17 protein-coding genes and 1 tRNA gene are annotated in these 21,176 nt (G+C 70.1%); 10 read left to right on the top strand and 8 right to left on the bottom strand.

Features of this window, described 5'->3' with window-relative positions:
• Positions 1–489 precede the first annotated feature (489 nt).
• The 3 genes from AQJ91_RS05795 to AQJ91_RS05790 all read left to right on the top strand — a co-directional run bounded on the left by AQJ91_RS05795 (position 490) and on the right by AQJ91_RS05790 (position 2,835).
• Positions 490–810: a winged helix-turn-helix domain-containing protein gene (locus AQJ91_RS05795; protein ID WP_067017022.1), complete on the top strand. Its 321-nt coding sequence runs from the start codon at positions 490–492 to the stop codon at positions 808–810.
• A gap of 433 nt (positions 811–1,243) precedes the next feature.
• The gene (locus AQJ91_RS48820; RefSeq protein WP_079084689.1) at positions 1,244–1,441 is read left to right on the top strand and encodes a helix-turn-helix transcriptional regulator; all 198 of its coding nucleotides are present in this window, start codon (positions 1,244–1,246) and stop codon (positions 1,439–1,441) included.
• A complete protein-coding gene (locus AQJ91_RS05790; protein ID WP_067017021.1) occupies positions 1,441–2,835 on the top strand; it encodes a tyrosine-type recombinase/integrase in 1,395 nt (464 codons plus the stop codon). Before AQJ91_RS48820 ends, AQJ91_RS05790 begins: the two co-directional genes overlap by 1 nt.
• A gap of 248 nt (positions 2,836–3,083) precedes the next feature.
• Here AQJ91_RS05790 and AQJ91_RS05785 read toward each other — a convergent pair.
• Positions 3,084–3,159 (bottom strand) — tRNA-Arg (locus AQJ91_RS05785).
• A 321-nt stretch (positions 3,160–3,480) separates the two neighbouring features.
• Between AQJ91_RS05785 and AQJ91_RS05780 the strand changes: the two genes are divergently transcribed.
• The 4 genes from AQJ91_RS05780 (at position 3,481) to AQJ91_RS05765 (ending at position 9,412) form a co-directional block, all read left to right on the top strand.
• A complete protein-coding gene (locus tag AQJ91_RS05780) occupies positions 3,481–5,088 on the top strand; it encodes a dynamin family protein (protein ID WP_067017019.1) in 1,608 nt (535 codons plus the stop codon).
• Positions 5,089–5,091: 3 nt separating this feature from the next.
• On the top strand, positions 5,092–7,017 hold the full coding sequence (locus tag AQJ91_RS05775) for a YfjP family GTPase (protein ID WP_067017017.1): 1,926 nt from the start codon (positions 5,092–5,094) through the stop codon (positions 7,015–7,017).
• Positions 7,018–7,237: 220 nt separating this feature from the next.
• The gene (locus AQJ91_RS05770) at positions 7,238–7,717 is read left to right on the top strand and encodes a single-stranded DNA-binding protein (protein ID WP_067017015.1); all 480 of its coding nucleotides are present in this window, start codon (positions 7,238–7,240) and stop codon (positions 7,715–7,717) included.
• Between the two features lie 273 nt (positions 7,718–7,990).
• Positions 7,991–9,412 (top strand): Cys-Gln thioester bond-forming surface protein, encoded by a 1,422-nt coding sequence (locus AQJ91_RS05765; protein WP_067017013.1) that lies wholly within the window; start codon positions 7,991–7,993, stop codon positions 9,410–9,412.
• 1,043 nt (positions 9,413–10,455) lie between these two features.
• On the opposite strand, the gene AQJ91_RS05760 is transcribed toward AQJ91_RS05765, so the two are convergent.
• The gene (locus AQJ91_RS05760) at positions 10,456–11,019 is read right to left on the bottom strand and encodes a dirigent protein (RefSeq protein WP_067017011.1); all 564 of its coding nucleotides are present in this window, start codon (positions 11,017–11,019) and stop codon (positions 10,456–10,458) included.
• Between the two features lie 878 nt (positions 11,020–11,897).
• Between AQJ91_RS05760 and ettA the strand changes: the two genes are divergently transcribed.
• Genes ettA through AQJ91_RS05745 form a run of 3 tightly spaced genes read left to right on the top strand, consistent with a single transcriptional unit; the run spans position 11,898 to position 14,660 of the window.
• The gene (ettA, locus tag AQJ91_RS05755; RefSeq protein WP_067017009.1) at positions 11,898–13,562 is read left to right on the top strand and encodes an energy-dependent translational throttle protein EttA; all 1,665 of its coding nucleotides are present in this window, start codon (positions 11,898–11,900) and stop codon (positions 13,560–13,562) included.
• 4 nt (positions 13,563–13,566) lie between these two features.
• Positions 13,567–13,980, top strand: coding sequence for an acyl-CoA thioesterase (locus tag AQJ91_RS05750; protein WP_067017007.1), 414 nt, complete (start codon positions 13,567–13,569; stop codon positions 13,978–13,980).
• The gene (locus AQJ91_RS05745; RefSeq protein ID WP_067017005.1) at positions 13,977–14,660 is read left to right on the top strand and encodes a DUF8185 domain-containing protein; all 684 of its coding nucleotides are present in this window, start codon (positions 13,977–13,979) and stop codon (positions 14,658–14,660) included. The genes AQJ91_RS05750 and AQJ91_RS05745 overlap by 4 nt, the downstream gene beginning before the upstream one ends.
• Positions 14,661–14,770: 110 nt before the next feature.
• Here the strand turns inward: AQJ91_RS05745 and AQJ91_RS05740 are convergent, their stop codons facing one another.
• The 6 genes from AQJ91_RS05740 to AQJ91_RS05715 all read right to left on the bottom strand — a co-directional run bounded on the left by AQJ91_RS05740 (position 14,771) and on the right by AQJ91_RS05715 (position 21,094).
• The gene (locus AQJ91_RS05740; protein WP_067017003.1) at positions 14,771–16,216 is read right to left on the bottom strand and encodes a GntT/GntP/DsdX family permease; all 1,446 of its coding nucleotides are present in this window, start codon (positions 16,214–16,216) and stop codon (positions 14,771–14,773) included.
• Entirely contained in the window at positions 16,213–17,115 is a 903-nt protein-coding gene (locus AQJ91_RS05735; protein WP_067017001.1) for an NAD(P)-dependent oxidoreductase, read from the bottom strand. Before AQJ91_RS05735 ends, AQJ91_RS05740 begins: the two co-directional genes overlap by 4 nt.
• Positions 17,116–17,156: 41 nt before the next feature.
• Positions 17,157–18,011 (bottom strand): class II fructose-bisphosphate aldolase, encoded by an 855-nt coding sequence (locus tag AQJ91_RS05730; RefSeq protein ID WP_067016999.1) that lies wholly within the window; start codon positions 18,009–18,011, stop codon positions 17,157–17,159.
• Positions 18,011–19,450 (bottom strand): four-carbon acid sugar kinase family protein, encoded by a 1,440-nt coding sequence (locus AQJ91_RS05725; RefSeq protein WP_067016997.1) that lies wholly within the window; start codon positions 19,448–19,450, stop codon positions 18,011–18,013. The genes AQJ91_RS05730 and AQJ91_RS05725 overlap by 1 nt, the downstream gene beginning before the upstream one ends.
• 300 nt (positions 19,451–19,750) lie before the next feature.
• Complete coding sequence (locus AQJ91_RS05720) at positions 19,751–20,452, bottom strand: FadR/GntR family transcriptional regulator (protein ID WP_067016995.1); 702 nt, start codon at positions 20,450–20,452, stop codon at positions 19,751–19,753.
• A 228-nt stretch (positions 20,453–20,680) separates the two neighbouring features.
• Positions 20,681–21,094, bottom strand: a complete 414-nt coding sequence (locus AQJ91_RS05715; RefSeq protein WP_067016993.1) for a globin — start codon at positions 21,092–21,094, stop codon at positions 20,681–20,683.
• Positions 21,095–21,176 lie beyond the last annotated feature (82 nt).

Genomic DNA, 21,176 nt, shown 5'->3' with positions numbered 1-21,176 from the left:
GTACACCACGTCCTCAATGTGCCCCAGGCATCCCGCCAGTGACGCAGCGCGGGATACCGAAGTAGCCACGCCACTTCCAGTTGATCCAGCGGGCATGGACTGGTACCGGCCATGCACCGCGGAGTGGGCAGCCGCTAGCCGGACAGGTGGATGTCGTCAAGGTCTGCGTCGAGGCCGTGCAGGTGGGGCCAGGCCGGCGAGAGCGTTTCTGTCGTTCTCCGGTTGGTTGGCCTCCCTCTTGGTCCGGCATCGCTCACAGCAGACGAGAAAGAGCCCGAAGGGACTGGAACCTCTTCCAGGACCATGTCAACGTACAACGTCCCTGATAACACCAGCTCAATGAGGGAATGCGGGCTTCGCGGCCGGCCAGCAGACGGGCCGGCGGCCCGTACCCCCTGCTGCTAGGTCTCGTCGCCGAGGCCCAAACCCAAGGAGCGCCACCTGTCGAATGCCGCTCTCCGATCCGTCCGTTTCACTTCCCCGATCCTCTTGGCGCTTGGCGCCCTGAACGAGTGGACGGCGCGGGAGCGAGAGGACTACGCCGCCCTCTCCACCGCACTGTGCCTCTGCGTCTGTGCGGCCGGGCTGTTCGGCGAGGACCTGGTGCAACGCGGCTACCGCCGTGACCGAGCGGTCCTCGCACACATCGCGACGCACCCCGGAGCCGCAACCCGGCACGTTGCCCGAGCCGATGGTGCATCCGAACGCGTCGTGGCCCGCAACCTCGACCGACTCACCGACGACGGGCTCCTGGCGCTCGTCATGGGCGGCGAGACCCCCGCTCTCCGGTCGTACCGGCTGGCTTCCTGACCGAGGCAAACCCGGGGCCAACGCACGGAACCCCGTGGCGCAGCGCGATACATAGCAGACGATCCCCGGTTACCGAAACCGGGGATCGTGCAGAGCATTAATGGTGTTCGCACTCGGCTGTGCTTGGCGGTGGAGCCGTTGCGGACGCAGTAGACAGCGCCGCAAGGATGCAAGGAGGTAATGAGCGGCTCCTGCCTGCTGCTGCCCTGTAATCCGCAGCGCCTGTTCGCTGAAGAGAAGCGATGTCCTTGCCGGGCCGGCACGGGCTCTCAGCGCTGTTAGTCCCGCTCCGTCGCCCCGCGCGCTCTTTCGCAAGGAACACCCATCTCATGTGCCGATCCGCGATACCCCCTGCCCTTTTTCGTCCCGGGCTGGCAGGTCCATCCTCCTCATACGCCGACTCCTTGTCCATCTGGGACCGCGAGGCGGCGTCATGGCGGTAGCGGTTCGACCTGGGCAGAAGCTGACGGTCGACGAGGTCTGCGATGAGCTGCAGATCGCCCGATCGACCTTCTACGACTGGCGCCAGAAGGGGCGCGGCCCGCGCTGCATTCGACTGCCCAACGGCTCCCTTCGGATACGGCGCAGCGATTTCGAGAACTGGCTTATGGATTGCGAGGACCCTTCTTGATGGACACCAGCTCGTTGGACGTTCGTTTCTACCCGATAGAGACGAACAAGCGGGCCAAGGGCAACACCTACACCGTCCGCTGGAAGGTCGCCCACAAGAAGCACAGCAAGACGTACAAGAAGAGCGCGGTAGCCGACGACGAGCGCTCGAAGCTGATGTCCGCGCACAGAAAGCGTGAGCCGTTCGACATCGAAACGGGTCGGCCCATCTCCTGGACGTCCAAGGCCGCCGAGGTCAATTGGTATGACTTCGCTGTCGAGTACGTCGACTGGAAATGGCCCCGTGCTTCCGGGAACACCCGGAAGAACATGGCCAAGGCGCTCACGCCCGCGACCATCGCCCTGCTGCGCACGCATCCGCCGAAGCACTTCGAGCCCGTGATGGTCCGCAGAGCGCTGCGGGAGTACGCGTTCAACGTCAATCGGCGCACCGACCCCGAGAACCCGGTGCCGACCGAAGTACAGACGATCCTCGACTGGGTCAAGCGCAACGCTCTCCCGATGAGTGCCTGGGAGAAGACCGAGACGGTCGACAAGGTCGTCACGGCTCTCGGCACCCTCCTGGACGGGACCGCGGCGGCCGCAAGCTCCGTTACGCGCAACGACCGGATCATGAACCTGGTCATGGGCTACGCGATCAGGCACAACTACCTGAAGGCCAACCCTCTCCCGAAGGGCAAGGGGGAGCGCACGGCACCGAGGGTGGCGCAGGCCATCGACAAGCGATGCCTGCTGAACCGCGACCTGGTTGCCAAGATGCTGGACTGGATAGGCAGGCGTCCGCGTCGCGGACGCCTCTACCGGGCCTTCTTCGCCACCCTCTACTACGCGGGTCTTCGTCCCGAGGAGGCTGTCGCCCTCCGTGTGGGTGACGCCACCTTGCCGGAGACGGGCTGGGGCGAGTTCCTCGTCCATGAAGCCCAGCCCGAAGTCGGCAGCCAGTGGACCGATACCGGCGACGTCCACGAGGAACGGGACCTTAAGGGGCGAGGCGAAGGCGACACGCGCGTCGTCCCCATCCACCCCTCCCTGGTCGTACTCCTCCGCGAGATCATCAAGGAGTACGGCCTCAAGCCCGCCGACCTCCTCTTCCCAGGGGAGAAGGGCGGCATGCTGGCGGGCTCGGTCTTCCGGCGTGTCTGGGCGAAGGCACGCGAGGAGATCTTGAACGAGCACGAGTTCAAGTCACCGACCGGCAAGCGCGTGTACGACCTGCGTCACACCTGCCTGACGACCTGGCTCAACAACGGCATCCCGCCCGCCCAGGTCGCCGAGTGGGCCGGAAACAGCGTGCCGGTGCTGCTGGCCATCTATGCACGCTGCATCGTCGGCCAGTTGGATGACTACCTGAAACGGATAGAAGACGTCCAAGCCCTCCCGGAGGTAGCGGCGTGAAGAGCGGCCTCGGAGCCCCACGAAGATGGGCTCCGAGGCCGCTCTTGTGTGCTCGGAGGGGCTCGGAGCACGGTCTCGCGACCCCAGATTTTGTGGGACGTATGTGGGACGGACACCCGTAGAAGCCCGGTTTTGACCGGTGCCAGCCGGACTCGGCCTCCGACGGAGGCGAAGAATCCGATTAACGTGGAAGACCAGGAAAACGCAGTCTGACCTGCGGTAATGTTGCCAGCTAGACCGACGGTCGGTGGCGCCCCCGGCAGGACTCGAACCTGCGGCCAAGCGCTTAGAAGGCGCCTGCTCTATCCACTGAGCTACGGGGGCCGGGTGTGGTGGCCTCTGTCGTGGTGCCCGGGTGTGGGCTGATCCGTGACGTTGCCGGGGACAAGGATAGGGCTCCCGCGTCCTTGTCCCTGTTGCTTCGCCTCCGTGGCTCGATGTGGAGGTTCGGTGAAGCGGTCCTGATAATCGCAGGCAGGTACGAATCGTGCACCGCTTTTGGCGTCTCGCGCCCCGGGTGTTGTGCACTCGTTATGCCTGGACTACGACCATGTCCCAGTCACCCCTTCCGCCCCTTGTGTCCCGTCGGCGCGCAGACATGCTCATATGCTTCAGAATTCCCCTAAAATTGGGCATTCTTCCCATGTGGTGACCTTGGACGTACGGCCTCAGCTGCTCGACGCACTCTCCGCCCTGCGCGACCGTGTCGCCGCCGCACGCTTCCCGCTGCCCCTGGCGGGGGCGCCACGCGCGCGTGCCAACCGCGACGAACTGCTCGCCCAGCTCGACGACTACTTGGTGCCCCGGCTGAGGGACCCCGAAGCGCCCTTGCTGGCCGTGGTGGGGGGATCCACCGGGGCCGGCAAGTCGACGCTCGTCAACTCCCTCGTCGGACGCCGGGTCAGCGAGGCGGGCGTACTGCGGCCGACGACCCGGACCCCCGTGCTGGTCTGCCACCCGGAGGACCATCACTGGTTCAGCGGGATGCGGGTGCTGCCCGACCTCACGCGCGTGTGGGTGCCGCATCACAAGCCGGCGGACGAACTGCTGATGCCCGGCGAGGACCCCGCGCGCGTGCTGCGCATCGAGACCACCGAGAGCCTGCCGCCCGGCATCGCCCTCCTCGACGCGCCCGACATCGACTCCCTCGTCGCCGACAACCGCGTCCTCGCCGCCGCACTCATCAGCGCCGCCGACATCTGGATCATGGTCACCACCGCCGCCCGCTACGCCGACGCCGTGCCCTGGCATCTGCTGCGCACCGCCAAGGAGTACGACGCCACCCTGGTGACCGTCCTCGACCGGGTCCCGCACCAGGTCGTGTCCGAGGTGTCCCGGCAGTACGGCGCCCTGCTCACCAAGGCCGGGCTCGGCGACGTACCCCGCTTCACCGTGCCGGAACTGCCCGAGTCCGCCTGGGGCGGCGGGCTGCTGCCGGCCACCGCCGTGGCGCCGCTGCGTACCTGGCTCGTCCACCAGGCGCAGGATGAGGCGGCACGGCAGCACGTCATGGCCCGTACGGCATACGGGGTGCTCGACTCCCTCAAGGCCCGCATGCCCGAGCTGGCCAGTGCCGCCGCCGCCCAGTACGCGGCCGCGCTGCGGCTCACCGCCGCCGTCGACACGGCGTACGACAGCGAGCACGCGCGCCTGCGGGGGCGGTTGCAGGGTGGGGCCGTACTCGCCGGGGACGCGCTGAAGCGGTGGCGTGCCTTCCCGCTCGACTGCTCCGCGAGCGAGCTCCTCGACTCGCTGGTGGAGAGCCTGAGCGCCCTCCTGCTGTGCTCCGTCACCGCCGCGGACGAACGTGTCGACGACACCTGGCGGCGCGAACCGGCCGCAGCCGCCCCGGAACTGACCGGCCGTGACCCGTCCCTGGAGAGCGCCGAACACCGCATCGGGATGGCCGTACGGCGGTGGCGGCGGGAGCTCGAGGAGTACGCCGAGGACGAGGTGCGCGGCCTCGACCGCAGCATCGCACCCGATCCCGAGGCGGTCGCCGCCCTCGTCGCCACGGTGCTGCTGGGCGGCCGCCGGGCGCGGTTCGCCGGAGAGGGGCTCGCCGAGCGCATCGGCGCCCACGGGGCGCTGCGGCTGCGCGATCGGGGCGGGCGCCTGCTCACCGAACACCTGGACCGGATCCTCCGCACCGAACGCGAACGCCGCCTCGCCCCTCTCGACGCGCTCGAGGTCCATCCGGAACCCCAGGCCGAACTCATCGCCGCGCTGTCCGTACTGCAGAAGGAGAGGTGACCGGTGACTGCCGTCACTGACCAAGACCACGCGGAACACGCCGATCACCCGGAGGACCCGCCCACCGGGGACGAGCAGCCCTCCGAGAGCGAGCCGGCGGCCGCCGCGACCGCCGAGGACGAGACGGGGGAGCAGGACGACGACACCTCCCCCTCTACGGACCGTACGGACTCCGCGACCGCCTGGGACGACGGGCTGATCGCAAGGCGGGTGAACGAAACCACCGCCACCGCCACTGCTACTGCCACTGCCACCGCCGGCGCTGTTGCCGCTGCCTCCGCCGAGCAGGCCGCCGTCGTGGAGACCCGCGCCTCCGACCCGCAGACCGCGGGACCGCTCGCGTACGAAGGGGCGCTGCGGTCGCGCCTGGACGCGCTGCGTGAACTGGTCGGGCTGTCACGCACCCGGCTGGACAGCCGCACGCTCTCCGAGGCCGGGCGCGTGCTCGACGAGGCGGTCGCGCGGCGCAAGCTCTCCGGGCAGCACACCGTGGTCGCCATCGCGGGCGCCACCGGCAGCGGCAAGTCGCAGCTGTTCAACTCGCTCGCCGGAGTGACCATTTCGGAGACCGGCGTACGGCGGCCCACCACCGCCGCGCCCATCGCGTGCAGCTGGAGCGACGGCGCGGCCAGCCTCATCGACCGCCTCGGCATCCCGCCACGGCTGCGGCGGCGCCCCTCGCAGCAGGCGGACGCCGACGGCCAGCTGCGCGGCCTCGTCCTGGTCGACCTGCCCGACCACGACTCGGCCGCCGTACAGCACCGCGAGCAGGTCGACCGCGTCCTGGCGCTCGTCGACGCCGTCATCTGGGTCGTCGATCCCGAGAAGTACGCCGACGCGATCCTGCACGAGCGCTATCTGCGGCCCATGGCGGGGCACTCCGAGGTCATGTTCGTCGTCCTCAACCAGATCGACCGGCTGCCCGGCGAGGCCACCGACCAGGTACTCGACGACCTGCGGCGACTGCTGGACGAGGACGGGATCGCGCTCGGCGAGTACGGCGAACCGGGCGCGACCGTACTCGCGCTGTCCGCGCTCACCGGGGACGGCGTAGGCGAACTGCGGGAGTCCCTCGGCCAGTTCGTGGCGGAACGCGGGGCCCCCGCACGTCGAATTTCGGCCGATGTGGACGCCGCCGGGTGGCGGCTGCGGCCCGTCTATGCCACGGGCCGTCGCACCGGGCTCAGCGAGGAGGCGCGGGACGAGTTCGCCGCCCGCCTCGCGGACGCGGTCGGTGCCACGGCCGCGGGCGAGGCCGCCGAACGGTCCTGGCTGCGCAACGCCAACCGCGCGTGCGGTACGCCCTGGCTACGGCTGTGGCGGTGGTACGAGGACCGCCGCGAACCCGCCACGGGACGATTCCCGTTGCGCGCACAGCCCGACGAGGAGGCCACGGCACGCCAGCGCGTGGAACAGGCGGTGCGCACGGTCGCCGACCGGGCCTCGGCCGGACTGCCCGGACCGTGGGCGCAGGCGGTGCGCGAGGCCGCCGTACGCGGCTCACAGGGCCTGCCCGAGGCACTGGACGAGCTGGCCGCGCGCGCGGGACTGCCACCGGGCCGGCCGCCGCGGCCGGGCTGGTGGCCGGCGGCGGTGCTGGTGCAGGCGTCCATGACAATCCTCCAGGTCGTGGGCGGGCTCTGGCTGCTGGGCCAGATCGTCGGCGTCATGGCGCCGAACCTCGGCGTGCCGGTGCTGCTGATGGTGGCCGGCATCATCGGCGGCCCGCTCGTCGAGTGGAGCTGCCGGGTCGCGGCACGCGGCCCCGCACGGAGATACGGCACGGAGGCCGAGCGGCGGCTGCGGGAGGCGGCCGCCGGGTGCGGGCGGGCCCGGGTGCTGGATCCGGTGGCGGCGGAGCTGCTGCGGTACCGGGAGGTGCGGGAGCAGTACGGGCGGGTCATGGGGGTGGGGACAGCGGCGAGGTGACCTGATGCAGGGGGAGGTGGTGACCCGGTAACGGCGGAGGGTGCGGGTGGATCACTCGTTCGGGTGGCGGAGTTTTCCACAGACGGGCGGTGGTCCACAGCGCTCAGCGGGTTCGGCCCGGCGGAGGCAGTCTGGCGGTACGGCGATCGCGGCAGGCGCGGTCGTCGTGCCAGACGCAGCCGTACGGGACGGGCCCGTCGGCGCATGGGAGGGGTTCGGGATGAACGAGACGACGATCTGCGCGGTGGGCAACGTGGCGACGCAGCCGGTGTACCGGGAGCTGGCGAACGGGCCGTCGGCGCGGTTCCGGATGGCGGTGACCCAGCGCTACTGGGACCGGGAGAAGAGCGTGTGGACGGACGGCCACACCAACTTCTTCACGGTGTGGGCCAACCGGCAGCTGGCGACGAACGTCACGGCGTCGCTGTCGGTGGGGGAGCCCGTCGTGGTGCAGGGCCGGCTGAAGGTGCGGACGGACGTCCGCGAGGGGCAGAGCTGGACCTCGGCGGACATCGACGCGGTGGCGATCGGCCACGACCTGGCGCGCGGCACGTCGGCGTTCCGGCGCGCACCGAAGCCGGAGGCGACGGCCGTGGGTTCGCCGCCACAGCCGGAGCCGGCCTGGGAGACCCCGGTCGAGGAGGTGTCAGTTGACGAGAGGAACTCCCAACGGGCCCCGGAGCCGGTAGCGGTGACGTGACATCAGCTGCCGCCCACTGCTGACCGAACTGCGGCTTATCGGCGAATGCACTCCGAAACGGTCTCAAACGATCTCAGTGGATTTGTCGATAAGCCCTGCTCGCAGGCGGTGTTGGCGATAACGATTCCGAGTCGGATCGGTTGCCCGACGGGATCACCGGGAAACGTGGTGCGCCCGCGTCCCTAGGATGCCGGGCATAGCTCTCGGGGCTTGAACATTCTGCTGGTGGGACCTACCCCCCACGTCAACGGGTCCTGCTCGAAGGGGAATTCTGTGTTTTCTGCGTTCTCCGCGCGGTTCACGCGCGGCCGAGCGACGGCCCGCCTCGCCGCCGTCACGCTGGTTTCTGCGCTCGCCGCCGCCGGGGTGATGGCCGGTGCGGCCACCGCCGCGGCTGACGGGACGGCGCGGAGCCAGGGCGGGGCGACCGCCACCATAGGCGGTCTGAAGACGTACGGCGCGGCCGTCGTCCACGGCGACACCGGCGACCAGGAGATCTCGGCGGGCCTCTTCGAGATGTCCGTCGACGGCGGCGGCACCCTGCAGACGTACTGCATCGACCTGCACAACCCCACGCAGCGGGACGCCAGATACCACGAGACGCCGTGGAGCGGCACCTCGCTGGGCGCCAACAAGGACGCGGGCCGGATCCGCTGGATCCTGCAGAACTCCTACCCGCAGGTCAACGACCTCGCCGCGCTTGCCCGGAAGGCGGGCGTCCAGGGCGGCCTCACCGAGCAGGACGCGGCGGCCGGCACCCAGGTGGCCATCTGGCGCTACTCGGACGGCGCGGCCGTCGACGCCGTCGACCCGCAGGCCGAGAGGCTCGCGGACTACCTGGAGAAGAACGCGCGCAACGTGGCCGAGCCGCAGGCGTCGCTGAGCCTCGACCCGCCCGCGCTCTCCGGCCACCCCGGCGAGCGGCTCGGCCCGGTCACGGTGCACACCAACGCGGGCAGCGTGACGGTGACACCGCCGGCGGACGCGGCCACGAGCGGGGTGCGGATCGTCGACGCGGACGGCGAGGCGGTCACGGCCGCGGCCGACGGTGCGCAGGTCTTCTTCGAGGTGCCCGAGGACGCCGCGGACGGTACGGCGGAGGTCACGGTCCAGGCCTCCACCACCGTGCCGGTAGGCCGGGCCTTCGCCTCGGAGAGCCGCAGCCAGACCCAGATCCTGGCCGGCTCCAGCGAGTCGACCGTCTCCGCGGCGGCGAGCGCGACCTGGGCGAAGACGGGCGCCGTACCCGCACTGTCCGCGGCGAAGAACTGCGCCGAGAGCGGCGTGGACATCACCGCGGCCAACGAGGGCGACGAGGCGTTCACCTTCGAGTTGCTGGGCATCGAGTACACCATCCCGGCGGGCGAGTCCCGCACGGTGACGGTCCCGTTGCAGGAGGACCAGGCGTACGACTTCACCATCGAGGGACCGGGCGGCCTCACGGAACGGTTCACCGGCGTACTCGACTGCATGACGCAGACGAACGAGGCGGAGGCGGCGGGCGACACGACCCAGACCCTGAGCGAGCCGAGCCCCGCGACGGAGGGCACGACGACCACCGCCGACACCAACCTCGCGGAAACGGGCGCGTCCAGCGCGACACCGCTGATCGTCGGCGTGGCCATCGCGCTGGTCTTGATCGGTGGCGCGGCTCTGGTCCTCGTGAAGAAAAAGGAAGCGACGACGCAGGACTGAGAACGGGACTGCGGTGCGGGTCATGCACGAACGAGGTTGGTCCTTGCCGACTCGACGGTGGGTGACCGCGCCGTGACTGTGCCGTGGGGTTCCAGCAGGGGATGGGCGTACGGCAAGTGGGGTGTTACTTGCCGCAACGGGGCATGAAACCGCTGCAGCGGCGAACTGCCGTGCCGTCCGGTCTTCGCCGAGCCGAGGCGAACGACCCCGAAGGCACGTCGACTTCTTCGTCCGGCATCCCAAGTGGGGGCGCCTCGGCCATCTCGGCCAGTGCGGCGCCGACGAGGCCGGCCCTTGGCTCTGTCAGCGTTCGGCGGCCCCACTTGCCAGCCGCCGCTGGCTCCACAACCGCCACCACTGGGGCCGCGTCAGCGGATGCTGGCCCCACCCGACGACCTGCGCGTTGTGCATGCCGGTGGGGCCACTTCTCATTGGCGATCAAGGCGCCGGAGATCGCCAAGTGGAGCCCGAACCCGATGTCGACTGGGGCCAGTTCGCGCTGCCGAAGCCAGGCTCTGGCCTGTCCTGGAGGGAACTCCTCACTCTCGCCACGAGCACACAGGAAGGCGGCGAGGGCTTGACGAATCCATCCGAGCGCCTCCTGCTCCTGCTGCCCATGCTCGGCGACGCCGACACGCCCGGCGATGCGCGTGACACCGTGGCCCGCGCGCTGTCTCCCTGTGGGATCCGCGCGGATGCTGCCAGTGGTCTGGCCGCGATCCTGCTGGGGGAACAGGACCGGCCAGCGGACCCCGGTGGACCCCGACCGGCGACAACCCGATCGCCGTGTGCTCATCCCCGTACAGCCCCCGCCAGGTACCACTCGCCCTCGGTATCACGCCGGACCAAGCCCAGGCTCTGGCCACCGCCCTCAGCAGCCCGGTCCCCGGGCAAGAAGAGGTTATGGAACACCAGAGGGACGAGCACTCGGCGGGCAAGCGTTGCTGAAGCTGAGCCCTGCCCGCCACCAGACGAAGCCCAGAGGCCGACCTGCAGAAACATGAGCTACCGGATGACGTGCGGGGTTGAAACTCAAGCTGAGGTCAGTGGTCGGTCACTTGGAACGTGATGGCCCAAGTCGCCGCCGTCAGGACTTTCAGCGTCATCTGACCTTGCGCGTCACGGAATTCCCCTGTGCCGCCGGTAATCGCGTTGGTGACCGAAGTCGGCGTCGGAATTCCTTCCTGCTCGCCCTGAACCGCGATCTGCCCTCCTGGCAGCACCGCGGTCAGCATGCACTGTCCGGCGTTGCGTTCCAGGTCGGTGATGACACAGAACTCGCTGAACCGGCCGATGACGCGGTCCGGGTCCTCAGCCGACGACAAATTGCCTGAGAAGACGAACTGGTCGCCGACGCTACGGCCCGGCGCACCCAGGTCCAGTTCTTCGGCGACCTGCACATTTGCCTCCACCTGGATGGTGCGGCCTTCCCCGGGGGAAACCTCCTTCTGCGGCCTGTCACCCCTCGGCGCCACGGGAGGCGTCTCGTCCTTGGTGTCGCCCTGTCCGTCCCCGGAGGGCCCGCCGGCAATGATCGCCAACGAGGTCAGAGTGGCAACGCATGTAGCCAGAGCGGCATGTCGGATGCGCCGCTTGCCGATTTTCATGATGCTCTCCTGTCCCCAGGACGAGGAGAAGTGACACTCTGTCACTCCTGCTGAGCCTTCTCGTTCGCCCTGGCCAGTAACCCGAAAGGGAGATATCGGGTTTAACCGTAATGTGACATGAAGAGGTGCGCTGCCGGGCTCGGCCGTTCGAGTGCCCTTCATGGATGGCTGTCGCTGCACGTGTCTGGCTTCGGTGCGCCGACGCAGACGGTGGTCGGGAGTCAGCCCACTGCGCGATGCGCGTGCGCGCCAGAGCGCCTTGACGCCTTGTCAGGCAGCAGGTGTGTCCACCCGGAACGCGAGCAGCCCCGCACCGGCTCGGGCGGCAGCGCGGATGGGGTCTGTCAGTGGACCCGCAGACGGACACACAGATCCAGATCGGCCCGGCGGGCAAGAAGCTGCTGCCGCTGAGTGTGGTCAACGCTGGGTCCGGTGGCGGGCACTGTTACCGCCCGGCCGGCGCGCGGCTTGCGCTGGGTGGCCGCACCGGCAGCGGGACTGAGGCCGGTGGGGGTGCAGCGAGGCACACGCGCGCCTGGTCCGCCGGTAGGCCCGCCGTCGTGGCTGACTGTCGTTGGCTGAGGCTCAGGCAGACCGCATCGAAGGCGCTCGTAGTCGACGGGGCGGCAGGTCCCGTACCGATCATGCTGGGCCGTCCCTCGGCCGTCCCTCGGCCGTCCCTCGGCCGTCCCTGGGCCGTGCGAGGGCGCCCGAGCGCACGCAACGGCGACCGACAGTGACAGTCGAGCCACAGCCGCCAGCGACGAGACCCCAGCTCACAGCCCCCCGGCCATATGGGTTACCACCCGAGGCTGGACGTCAGGCAAGATGGGGTGTATCTGCCCACTGCCAGATTTCAAGCTGCCGGACGGTTTCTTTTGGCTGAGTACATCTACACCATGCGCAAGACGCGTAAGGCACACGGCGACAAGGTCATCCTTGACGACGTCACGCTGAGCTTCCTGCCTGGCGCGAAGATCGGTGTGGTCGGCCCGAACGGCGCCGGCAAGTCCACCGTTCTCAAGATCATGGCGGGGCTCGAGCAGCCCTCCAACGGCGATGCCTTCCTGTCGCCGGGGTACACCGTCGGCATGCTGCTCCAGGAGCCGCCGCTCGACGAGTCCAAGACGGTCCTGGAGAACGTGCAGGACGGCGCCGCCGAGATCATGGGCAAGCTCAAGCGCTTCAACGAGGTCGCCGAGCTCATGGCGACGGACTACTCGGACGCGCTGATGGAGGAGATGGGCAAGCTCCAGGACGACCTGGACCACGCCAACGCGTGGGACCTGGACACGCAGCTGGAGCAGGCCATGGACGCGCTCGGGTGCCCGCCCGGCGACTGGCCCGTCACCAACCTCTCCGGTGGTGAGCGCCGCCGGGTGGCTCTGTGCAAGCTGCTGCTCGAAGCTCCCGACCTGCTGCTGCTCGACGAGCCCACCAACCACCTGGACGCCGAGTCCGTGCAGTGGCTGGAGCAGCACCTCGCGAAGTACGCCGGCACCGTCGTCGCCGTCACCCACGACCGGTACTTCCTCGACAACGTCGCCGAGTGGATCCTCGAGCTCGACCGCGGCCGCGCCCACCCGTACGAGGGCAACTACTCCACGTACCTGGAGACCAAGCAGACCCGTCTCAAGGTCGAGGGCCAGAAGGACGCCAAGCGCGCCAAGCGGCTCAAGGAAGAGCTGGAGTGGGTGCGGTCCAACGCCAAGGGGCGGCAGGCCAAGTCCAAGGCGCGTCTCGCTCGGTACGAGGAGATGGCGGCCGAGGCCGACAAGATGCGGAAGCTGGACTTCGAGGAGATCCAGATCCCGCCGGGGCCGCGGCTCGGCAGCATCGTCGTCGAGGTCAACAACCTCAGCAAGGCCTTCGGTGAGAAGGTCCTCATCGATGATCTCTCGTTCACGCTGCCGCGTAACGGGATCGTCGGTGTCATCGGTCCTAACGGCGCCGGCAAGACCACCCTCTTCAAGATGATCCAGGGTCTGGAGACCCCCGACTCCGGTTCGATCAAGGTCGGCGAGACCGTCAAGATCTCGTACGTCGACCAGGGCCGCGAGCACATCGACCCGAAGAAGTCGCTGTGGGCCGTCGTCTCGGACGAGCTGGACTACATCAATGTGGGTCAGGTCGAGATGCCGTCGCGGGCGTATGTCTCCGCCTTCGGGTTCAAGGGGCCCGACCAGCAGAAGCCTGCCGGCGTGCTCTCCGGTGGTGAGCGCAACCGGCTGAACCTCGCGCTCACCCTCAAGCAGGGCGGCAACCTGCTGCTCCTCGACGAGCCGACCAACGACCTCGATGTCGAGACGCTCAGCTCCCTCGAGAACGCCCTGCTCGAGTTCCCCGGTGCCGCTGTGGTCGTCTCCCACGACCGGTGGTTCCTGGACCGGGTCGCCACGCACATCCTCGCCTACGAGGGTGACTCCAAGTGGTTCTGGTTCGAGGGCAACTTCGAGTCGTACGAGAAGAACAAGATCGAGCGGCTTGGGCCGGACGCCGCGCGTCCGCACCGCGCCACCTACAAGAAGCTGACCCGGGGCTGATCTCTTGCGGCACATCTACCGCTGCCCGCTGCGCTGGGCGGACATGGACGCGTACGGCCACGTCAACAACGTGGTCTTCCTCCGCTACCTGGAGGAAGCCCGTATCGACTTCCTGTTCCGCCCGGAGAAGGACTTCAAGCAGGGGTCCGTGGTGGCACGCCATGAGATCGACTACAAGCGGCAGCTCGTCCACCGGCACACACCCGTGGACATCGATCTGTGGGTCACGGAGATCAGGGCGGCGTCCTTCACCATCGCCTACGAGGTGAAGGACGGCGACCAGATCTACGTCCGCGCCTCGACGGTGATCGTGCCGTTCGACTTCGAGGCGCAGCGGCCCCGCCGGCTCACCTCGGAGGAGCGGGACTTCCTCGAGGAATACCGGGACGACGACGAGGAGGAGGCCGTCGCCGCATGACGGTGCTCCACCTTGCCGACGAGGGGGAGGCGGCGGACCTCGCGGCCTTCCTCTCCCGGCTGCTCCACTACGACCGTGGAGCCGCGGTGCGCCTCCAGGCCGCCGGCACCGCACTCGCCGTCTTCGGGCGGCCGCCGTCCTTCGAGGTGCTGGCGATCCGCGCGGCACGGCTGGCGAAGCCGTACGAGAACGGGCTCGACGTCACGCTGGACGTGACCGTGTCCGCGGGTGAGCTGTTGGAGTCCCTCGACGAGTCGGCCGCCACGGCCGTCGTGCCCGCCCCCGTCACCGGGCCGCCGTGGGCCGGTGTGCTTCCGCCGCGCGGTGGCTGGCGGCCCGAGCCCGGGCTGCCGGCGTCGGACGAGCTGCGGGCGATGGTCGGCGCGGCGGTCGCCGAATTCCGGTCCCGTACGCAGGAGTTGGCGCCCGAGGGGCGTACCCGGGCCGAACTCGACCGGATCGGGCGGGAGATCTGGTCCCGGCCGGTCGGGGACACCCGGCTGCCCGTGCGGGTCGTACACGCGGCGCAGTCGCTCGGCTTCCTGCGGCCCGCGGGAGCGCCGGGCGAGGAGGCGCTACGGCTGGTCTCCTCCGGCGCGTGGCTCAGACTGCGCACGCCGTACGGGTCGATCGCCGTACGCAGGGCGGGACTTGGAGCGCTGGACGTCAGCGTTCGCTGACGGCGGGCGGGACACGTCCCTGGTTGGCTGCGTGGCAGCGCCCGGCGAGGGGCAGCCGGGGCTGCTCGCTCTCGCCGGGCGCATCACGTGGATCACACAGACTCCGTGATTTACACCAACGGCCACGCAACTGCCGCGAGCGCGAAGGCCGTCAGGCCCATCGTCGTGGTCAGTACCGTCCAGGTGCGCAGGGCGGTCGGTACGTTGATGCCGACGAGCTTGGTGAAGATCCAGAAGCCCGAGTCGTTGATGTGGGACAGGGCCAGTGCTCCGCCGCCCATGGCCAGCGCGACCAGCGCCAGCTGTGGCGAGGACAGGTCCGCGTTCTTCAGCAGCGGTGCGAGGAGGCCGCCCACGGTGACCAGCGCGACCGTCGCCGAGCCCTGGGCGGCCCGCAGCACGAGCGTCATCAGGAACGCCAGGGCGAGCAGCGGCAGACCGCTGGCCTGCAGTACGTCCGAGACCGCGTCGCCGATGCCGGTCTTGACGAGCACCTTGCCGAAGATGCCGCCGGCGCCGGAGACCAGGATGACCAGGGCCACGGGCGGCAGCGCGGAGCTCAGGACCTCCTCGGTGTGGGAGGCGGACCAGCCGCGGCGGGCGCCCAGCAGGTAGGCGCACAGCACCACCGCGATGAGCAGGGCGATCATCGGGGCGCCCAGGACGCCGAGGACGGTGCGGAGCAAGGAGCCCTCGTCCAGGGTGTTCGTGGAGACCGTGCCGAGCATGATGAGTGCGATCGGCGTGAGCACCAGGGTGAGGATCGTCCCGAAGGACGGCGGGCGTTCCGTCTGCTTGGTGCCGGTGGGCGCCGGGGCCAGGACAGTGGCGCTGCCGCCACCGCCGCCCGCCGCCGGGGTGGAGCCGCCGCCGGTGCCGTCCGCGTCGTCCGGCACGTCGGTGTCGCCGTAGACCCGCTCGTACAGGTCGGGGTCGATCGGGTACTCCCGGCGGGTCAGGCGCCGGGCGAGCAGGAATCCGACCACGGACACCAGCGCGGCGATCGGGATGCCGAAGAGCAGGATCATGCCCTGGTCGGCGCCGATCAGGCCGGCCAGCGCCACCTGGCCCGGGTGCGGGGGCAGCAGGGCGTGGACCGTGAGCATCGCGCCGGCCAGCGGCAGGGCGTACAGCAGGATCGGCTTGCGGGAGACGCGGGCGACGCCCAGGACGATCGGCATCAGGATGATCAGGCCGACGTCGAAGAAGATCGGGATGCCGAGGACGAAACCGGCGACCGTCAGTGCCAGCGGGGTGCGGCGTTCACCGAATCTGTCGATCAGCGACTGTGCGAACGACTTCGCACCGCCCGAGATCTCGATCATCCGGCCGACCATGGCGCCCAGCGCGATGATGACGGCGATGTAGCCGAGGGTCTGGCCCATGCCCTCCTGGATGGTGGTGACCAGTTCCGCGGCCGGGGTGCCCGCGGCCAGTGCCACGCCCAGGCTCACCAGGAGCAGGGCGACGAACGCGTTGACCTTGAACTTGATGACCATCAGCAGCAGTACGGCGATGCCGCCCGCCGCTATCAGCAGCAGTGTGGTGGAGCTCATCTGTCGGCCTCCTTCGGCGAGAGCACGGTGACGATGCTGGAGTCGTCGTGGGCGGCCAGACCCGAGCGCTCGCCGAGCAGGTAGAGCTGCTCGGCGGCGGCCGCCAGGGGGACCGGAACATGAGCGGACTTCGCAATTCCGGTCACAATGCCCATGTCCTTGACGAAGATGTCAAGGCGGGACTTCACCTCGGGGTCCTGGTCGGAGGCGTAGGCCTCGACCATGCGGGGACCGCGGTCGGCGAACATGAAGGACCCGGCGGCGCCGTGGCGCAGGCTCTCGACGACGGTGGCCGGGTCGAGGCCGAGGCCTCGGGCCAGCGCGATCGCCTCGGCCGCGGCGGCGATGTGGACGCCGGCGAGGAGCTGGTTGATCGCCTTGAGGGCCTGGCCGTCACCGGGGCGGGGGCCGACGACCGTGAGGGTGGAGGCCAGCAGGTCCAGGACCGGGCGGGACAGGTCGAGCGCCTTGTCCTCGGCGCCCACGACGATCAGCAGGTCGCCGTTGCCGGCGCGGACGGGACCGCCGCTGACGGGGGCGTCGACGGTGAGGGCACCGCGCTCCGCGAGGCGGGCGGCCGTGGCGCGGGCGGCGTCGGGGCCGACCGTGCTGGTGAGGATGACGGTGGTGCCGGGGCGGAGGGTGAGCGCGGCGCCGTTCTCGCCGAAGAGGGCCGCGTCGACCTGTGCCTGGTCGCGTACGGCGAGGAGGACGACGTCGGCTTCGCGGGCGGCCTCGGCGGGCGTGGCCGCAGGGGTGCCGCCCGCTGCCGCGAGCTGGGCGAGGCGGGGTTCGGATATGTCGTAGGCGGTGACCGGTAGGTGAGCGGCCAGGCGGGTGGCCATGGGTAGACCCATGGCGCCCAGGCCGATCACCGCGGTGTGGGGACGGGGGTTCATCGAGGGGCCTTTCCGGGGAGCGGGAGGGCGTTGAGTGGGGGCTAGGAGAGCTGCGTGATGATGCGGGACGCCGCCTCTGTGACGGCGTTGCGGCCCGCGGTCCACAGGCTCACCACGTCGGAGCCGGGGAGTGCCGTGGGGAGTTCGGCGCTCACCGCCCGGAGGTAGGCGCGGCGGAGTTCGGCGTTGACGTTGATCTTGGCGACGCCGTGAGTGAGGGCGCCGAGGAGCTGGTCCCGGGGGAGTCCGCTGGCGCCGTGGAGAACCAGGGGGACGGGGACCGCGGCGTGGATGGCCGCGAGGCGGGTCAGGTCCAGGCGTACGGGGTCGGCCGTGAAGCCGTGGACGTTGCCCACCGCGACCGCCAGGGCGTCGACGCCCGTCTCGGCCACGAACTCGGCCGCCTGGGCCGGGTCCGTCATGGCGGTCGGGGAGGCGGTGGCGTCGGTCGAGACGTCCTCGTCGCCGGGCAGCGCGCCCAACTCGGCCTCCACCCAGGCGCCGTGGTCGCGGGCCCGGCGTACGGCCTCGCGGGTCAGGGCGATGTTCTCGGCGAAGGGGAGGTGGGAGCCGTCGATCATGACCGAGGTGTAGCCCGCCTCCAGGCAGGCGGTGAGCTCGTCCAGGTCGCGGCTGTGGTCCAGGTGGACGCCGAGCTGGGCGGGGGAGGCCTTCGCAGCGTCCAGGGCCAGGCGCATCAGGGGGGCGCGGCCCGCGTGCTTGAACGGGCTCGAGCCCGCCTGGATGATCACCGGGTGGTCGTCGGGGTGGGCCTCCGCGGCTGCGACGATGCCCTGGACCGTCTCCAGGTTGTAGGCGACGAAGCCGGGGAGGGCACGGCCGGTCTCGTGGGCGGTCGTCAGGGCCTTGAGGCCCTCGGGTCCGGTGAGCAGCATCAGGCGGCGCTCCTCAGCAGGGCGAGGGCGTCGGCGAGGGCGGTGTCGCCGCCGACGTTTCCGGCGAACACGATGTAGGGGATGCCGGCGGCCGGGCCGTCGACCGGCTGCCAGAGCGAGACGATGCCGGGGAGCAGGGTGCCGCGGGCCCAGGCGCGGCGGATCTCCAGGCCGTGGGTGGCGGTGTCGCTGGAGGTGATGCCGCCCTTGGCGATGACGAACGCCGGGCGCTGGGCGGCCGTGATCAGGCGGACCGCCTCGACGAGGGCGGCGGAGACGCTGCGGGAGATGGCCAGGCTCTCGTCGGGGTCGGCCGCGGTGACCACGGTGCGGGTGGTGCGGATGACCGTGTCCGCGTGCTGGAGGGCGGCGGCGGCCGTGGCGGCGATCTCCTCGATGTGGGAGTCCCGGGTGGCGGGGTCGAGGAGTCGGGCCACGTCGAGCTCGTACTCGGCGAGGTCGGGGGTGGTGGTGCGGAGATGGGTCAGCTGGCGGGTGGTGAGGGAGACGTGGGAGCCGACGACGATCAGGCCGTGGGGGGACGGGGCGCGCAGCGGGGTGAGTTCGGCGGCCGTGAGCGGGGGGTGGGCGGGCTGGCCCGCGCGGGCACGGACGAAGGACGGGCCCACCCGGTAGAGGAGACGGGTGTCGGCCGCTTCCGCCTCGGCCACGGCGAGGGCCAGGACGCGCAGGTCGTCGTCGCAGACCGCGTCCACGACCGCGGTGGCGCCGTCGCGGAGTGCGGTGAGCTGCGTGGCTACGTGGGCGGGGCCGCCGGTGCGCAGGTCGGTGAGGGTGATGCGGTGGACCTTGTCGGCGGGGATGCGGCCCTTCGTCTTCTCCTCGACCCAGTCGGGCAGGGTGGAGGAGGTGTAGCCGAAGGTGGCGTCCTTCGCGAACTCGCTCTCGCCGACCGGGAGGAGCCCCTCGGGGGTGCGCATCCAGTGCGTCGAGTCGATGGTCAGGCGGCCGGCCTCGATGTAGGCGGGGACCAGGACCACACCGTCGGGGGCGGCGCCGGCCTTCGTCAACTCCTCGGAGAGGACGTCGGTTTCGAGGGGGAAGTGGCCGCGGAGGGTGGAGTCGCCGCGGGAGGCGATGACGTACGGGATGTTCTCCGCCGCGGCGGCCTCGTGGAGGGCGTGGGTGATTTCGCGGTTGCGGGCTGCCGCGTCCTGGGGGCTGAGGCTGCGGGTGTTGGTGAGGACGAAGAAGGCGGGGCTGTTCTGGCGCAGGGCCCAGCGGAGGTCTTCGACCGTCCAGGTGGTGAGGACCGGGACGTCCTTGACGGTCTGGGTGCCGGTGGGGTCGTCGTCGAGGACGGCGAGGCGGGGGGCCCTGGTGAGGTGGGCTGCCACCTCGGTGGGGGTGACCTCTCGTACGGGAGGGAGGCCGGCGAGGAGTTCGGGCTCTGCGAGGGCGTGGCGGGGTAGGGGCATGGCGGTTCCTGAAAATGGGGTGCGTGAAAGGGGTTCGCGGGATGGGGGATGCTGTTGGGGGTGGGGACACTCGCCCGCGCTGGCGGGGTGCCGCTTCTTTGGGACGGGCGTCGGCCCAGCGGCACGACTGCCTGAAGCTACGCGGGTACGGCTGCCCACGGACTACGGCGGAGCGGGGTGCCGCCTGCTTGGGTGGGCGCCGCCCCAGCGGCAGGGCTGGCCGCCGCAGCCAAGCGGGTGGGACTGCCTGCAGCTACGCCGGTGCGACTGCCCGCAGCTACACGGGTGGGGCTCCCCCAGCTAAGTGGACTCGGGCGACTTCAGTACGTGTGTTCTGTAGTCGTTCGCCGTCTGGTTCATGTGTGCGTTCATCGCCTCGCGGGCCTTGTCCGGGTTGCCGGATTCCAGGGCTGCCAGGACCGTCTCGTGGTGGGCGATGGCGTTGGCGCGGATCTGGGGGACCGCGGACGTTTCGCGGCGGCCCTCGGCGAGGAGGGGGCCGAAGGGTTCGAAGAGGAGGGGGACGAAGAGGTTGCCCGTCGCCCGCATCACCGTCGCGTGGAAGTCGATGTCGGCCTGCACGAACTTCTCCGTGTCGGCCTCGTCGGCGGCCTCCCGCATCGTGGCGAGGTGTTCGCGCAGTTCCGCGAGGTCGGTCTCGCCGCGGCGGAGTGCCGCCAGCTCCGTCGCGCCGTTCTCGATCAGCCGCCGGGCCTCGATGAGGCGCTCGGAGAGCGAGGTGTGGGAGGAACGGGACGCCGCGCGGATCACCGGCTCCAGTGCCGTCCAGCGGTCCGGGGCGTTGACGTAGGTGCCACGGCCGCGGACCACACGTACGACGTTCTGCGCGCGGAGCTGCTTGACCGCCTCGCGGACCGTCAGCCGGCTGACGGAGGCCTGCTCGGCGAGCTCGGCCTCCGGGGGGAGCGCGGCGTCCGGCGGGTAGGTGCCGTCGATGATCTCGCTGAGCAGACGTTCGGCGAGGTCTTCGGAGAGCGACATCTTCGGGCCTCCGGGAAGTGCGGGCGGTGCGGGTACGGGGGACCGTCGGAGTCACCGTACGGGGTGGTGCGGTGGCCTCGACCGGTGGATCAGATATCTGACGTCAGACATCTGATGTCTCGGTGTTCGTAACCATGGCATCGGGGTGGGGGCGCGTCAATACCCGTATCGCATTTCTGTTTGGTTACGGGAAGTGATCAATGTCCGGCCGCGGCCGTGGGTCCGGTGTCAGCCCGGCGTGTTCACCATCGACGCCGCCGCGTACGTCAGGTACTTCCACAGCGTGTACTCGTGCTCCTCGGACAGGCCGAGCTCCTCGACGGCGACCCGCATGTGCTTCAGCCAGGCGTCGTGCGCCGCCTGGTCGACGGTGAAGGGGGCGTGGCGCATGCGCAGCCGGGGATGGCCGCGGTTCTCGCTGTACGTCGTCGGGCCGCCCCAGTACTGGATGAGGAACAGCACCAGGCGCTCCTCGGCCGGGCCCAGGTCCTCCTCGGGGTACATGGGCCGCAGGATCGGGTCCTCGGCGACACCCTCGTAGAAGCGGTGGACAAGGCGGCGGAAGGTCTCCTCCCCGCCGACCTGCTCGTAGAAGGTCTGCTCCTGAAGCGTGCCGCGCCGAATCTCATTCACGTCACCCATGGTCTCAGACCGGGTGGCCGAGGACTCAAGGCCTAGGACCTCCCTTCTGAGACCCCTTCCTTCCGAGGCCTCCCTTCTGAAG

Origin of the sequence: Streptomyces dysideae, assembly GCF_001514305.1 — a bacterium.
Taxonomy (GTDB): domain Bacteria; phylum Actinomycetota; class Actinomycetes; order Streptomycetales; family Streptomycetaceae; genus Streptomyces; species Streptomyces dysideae.
This window is presented reverse-complemented; position numbering and strand designations above follow the sequence as displayed.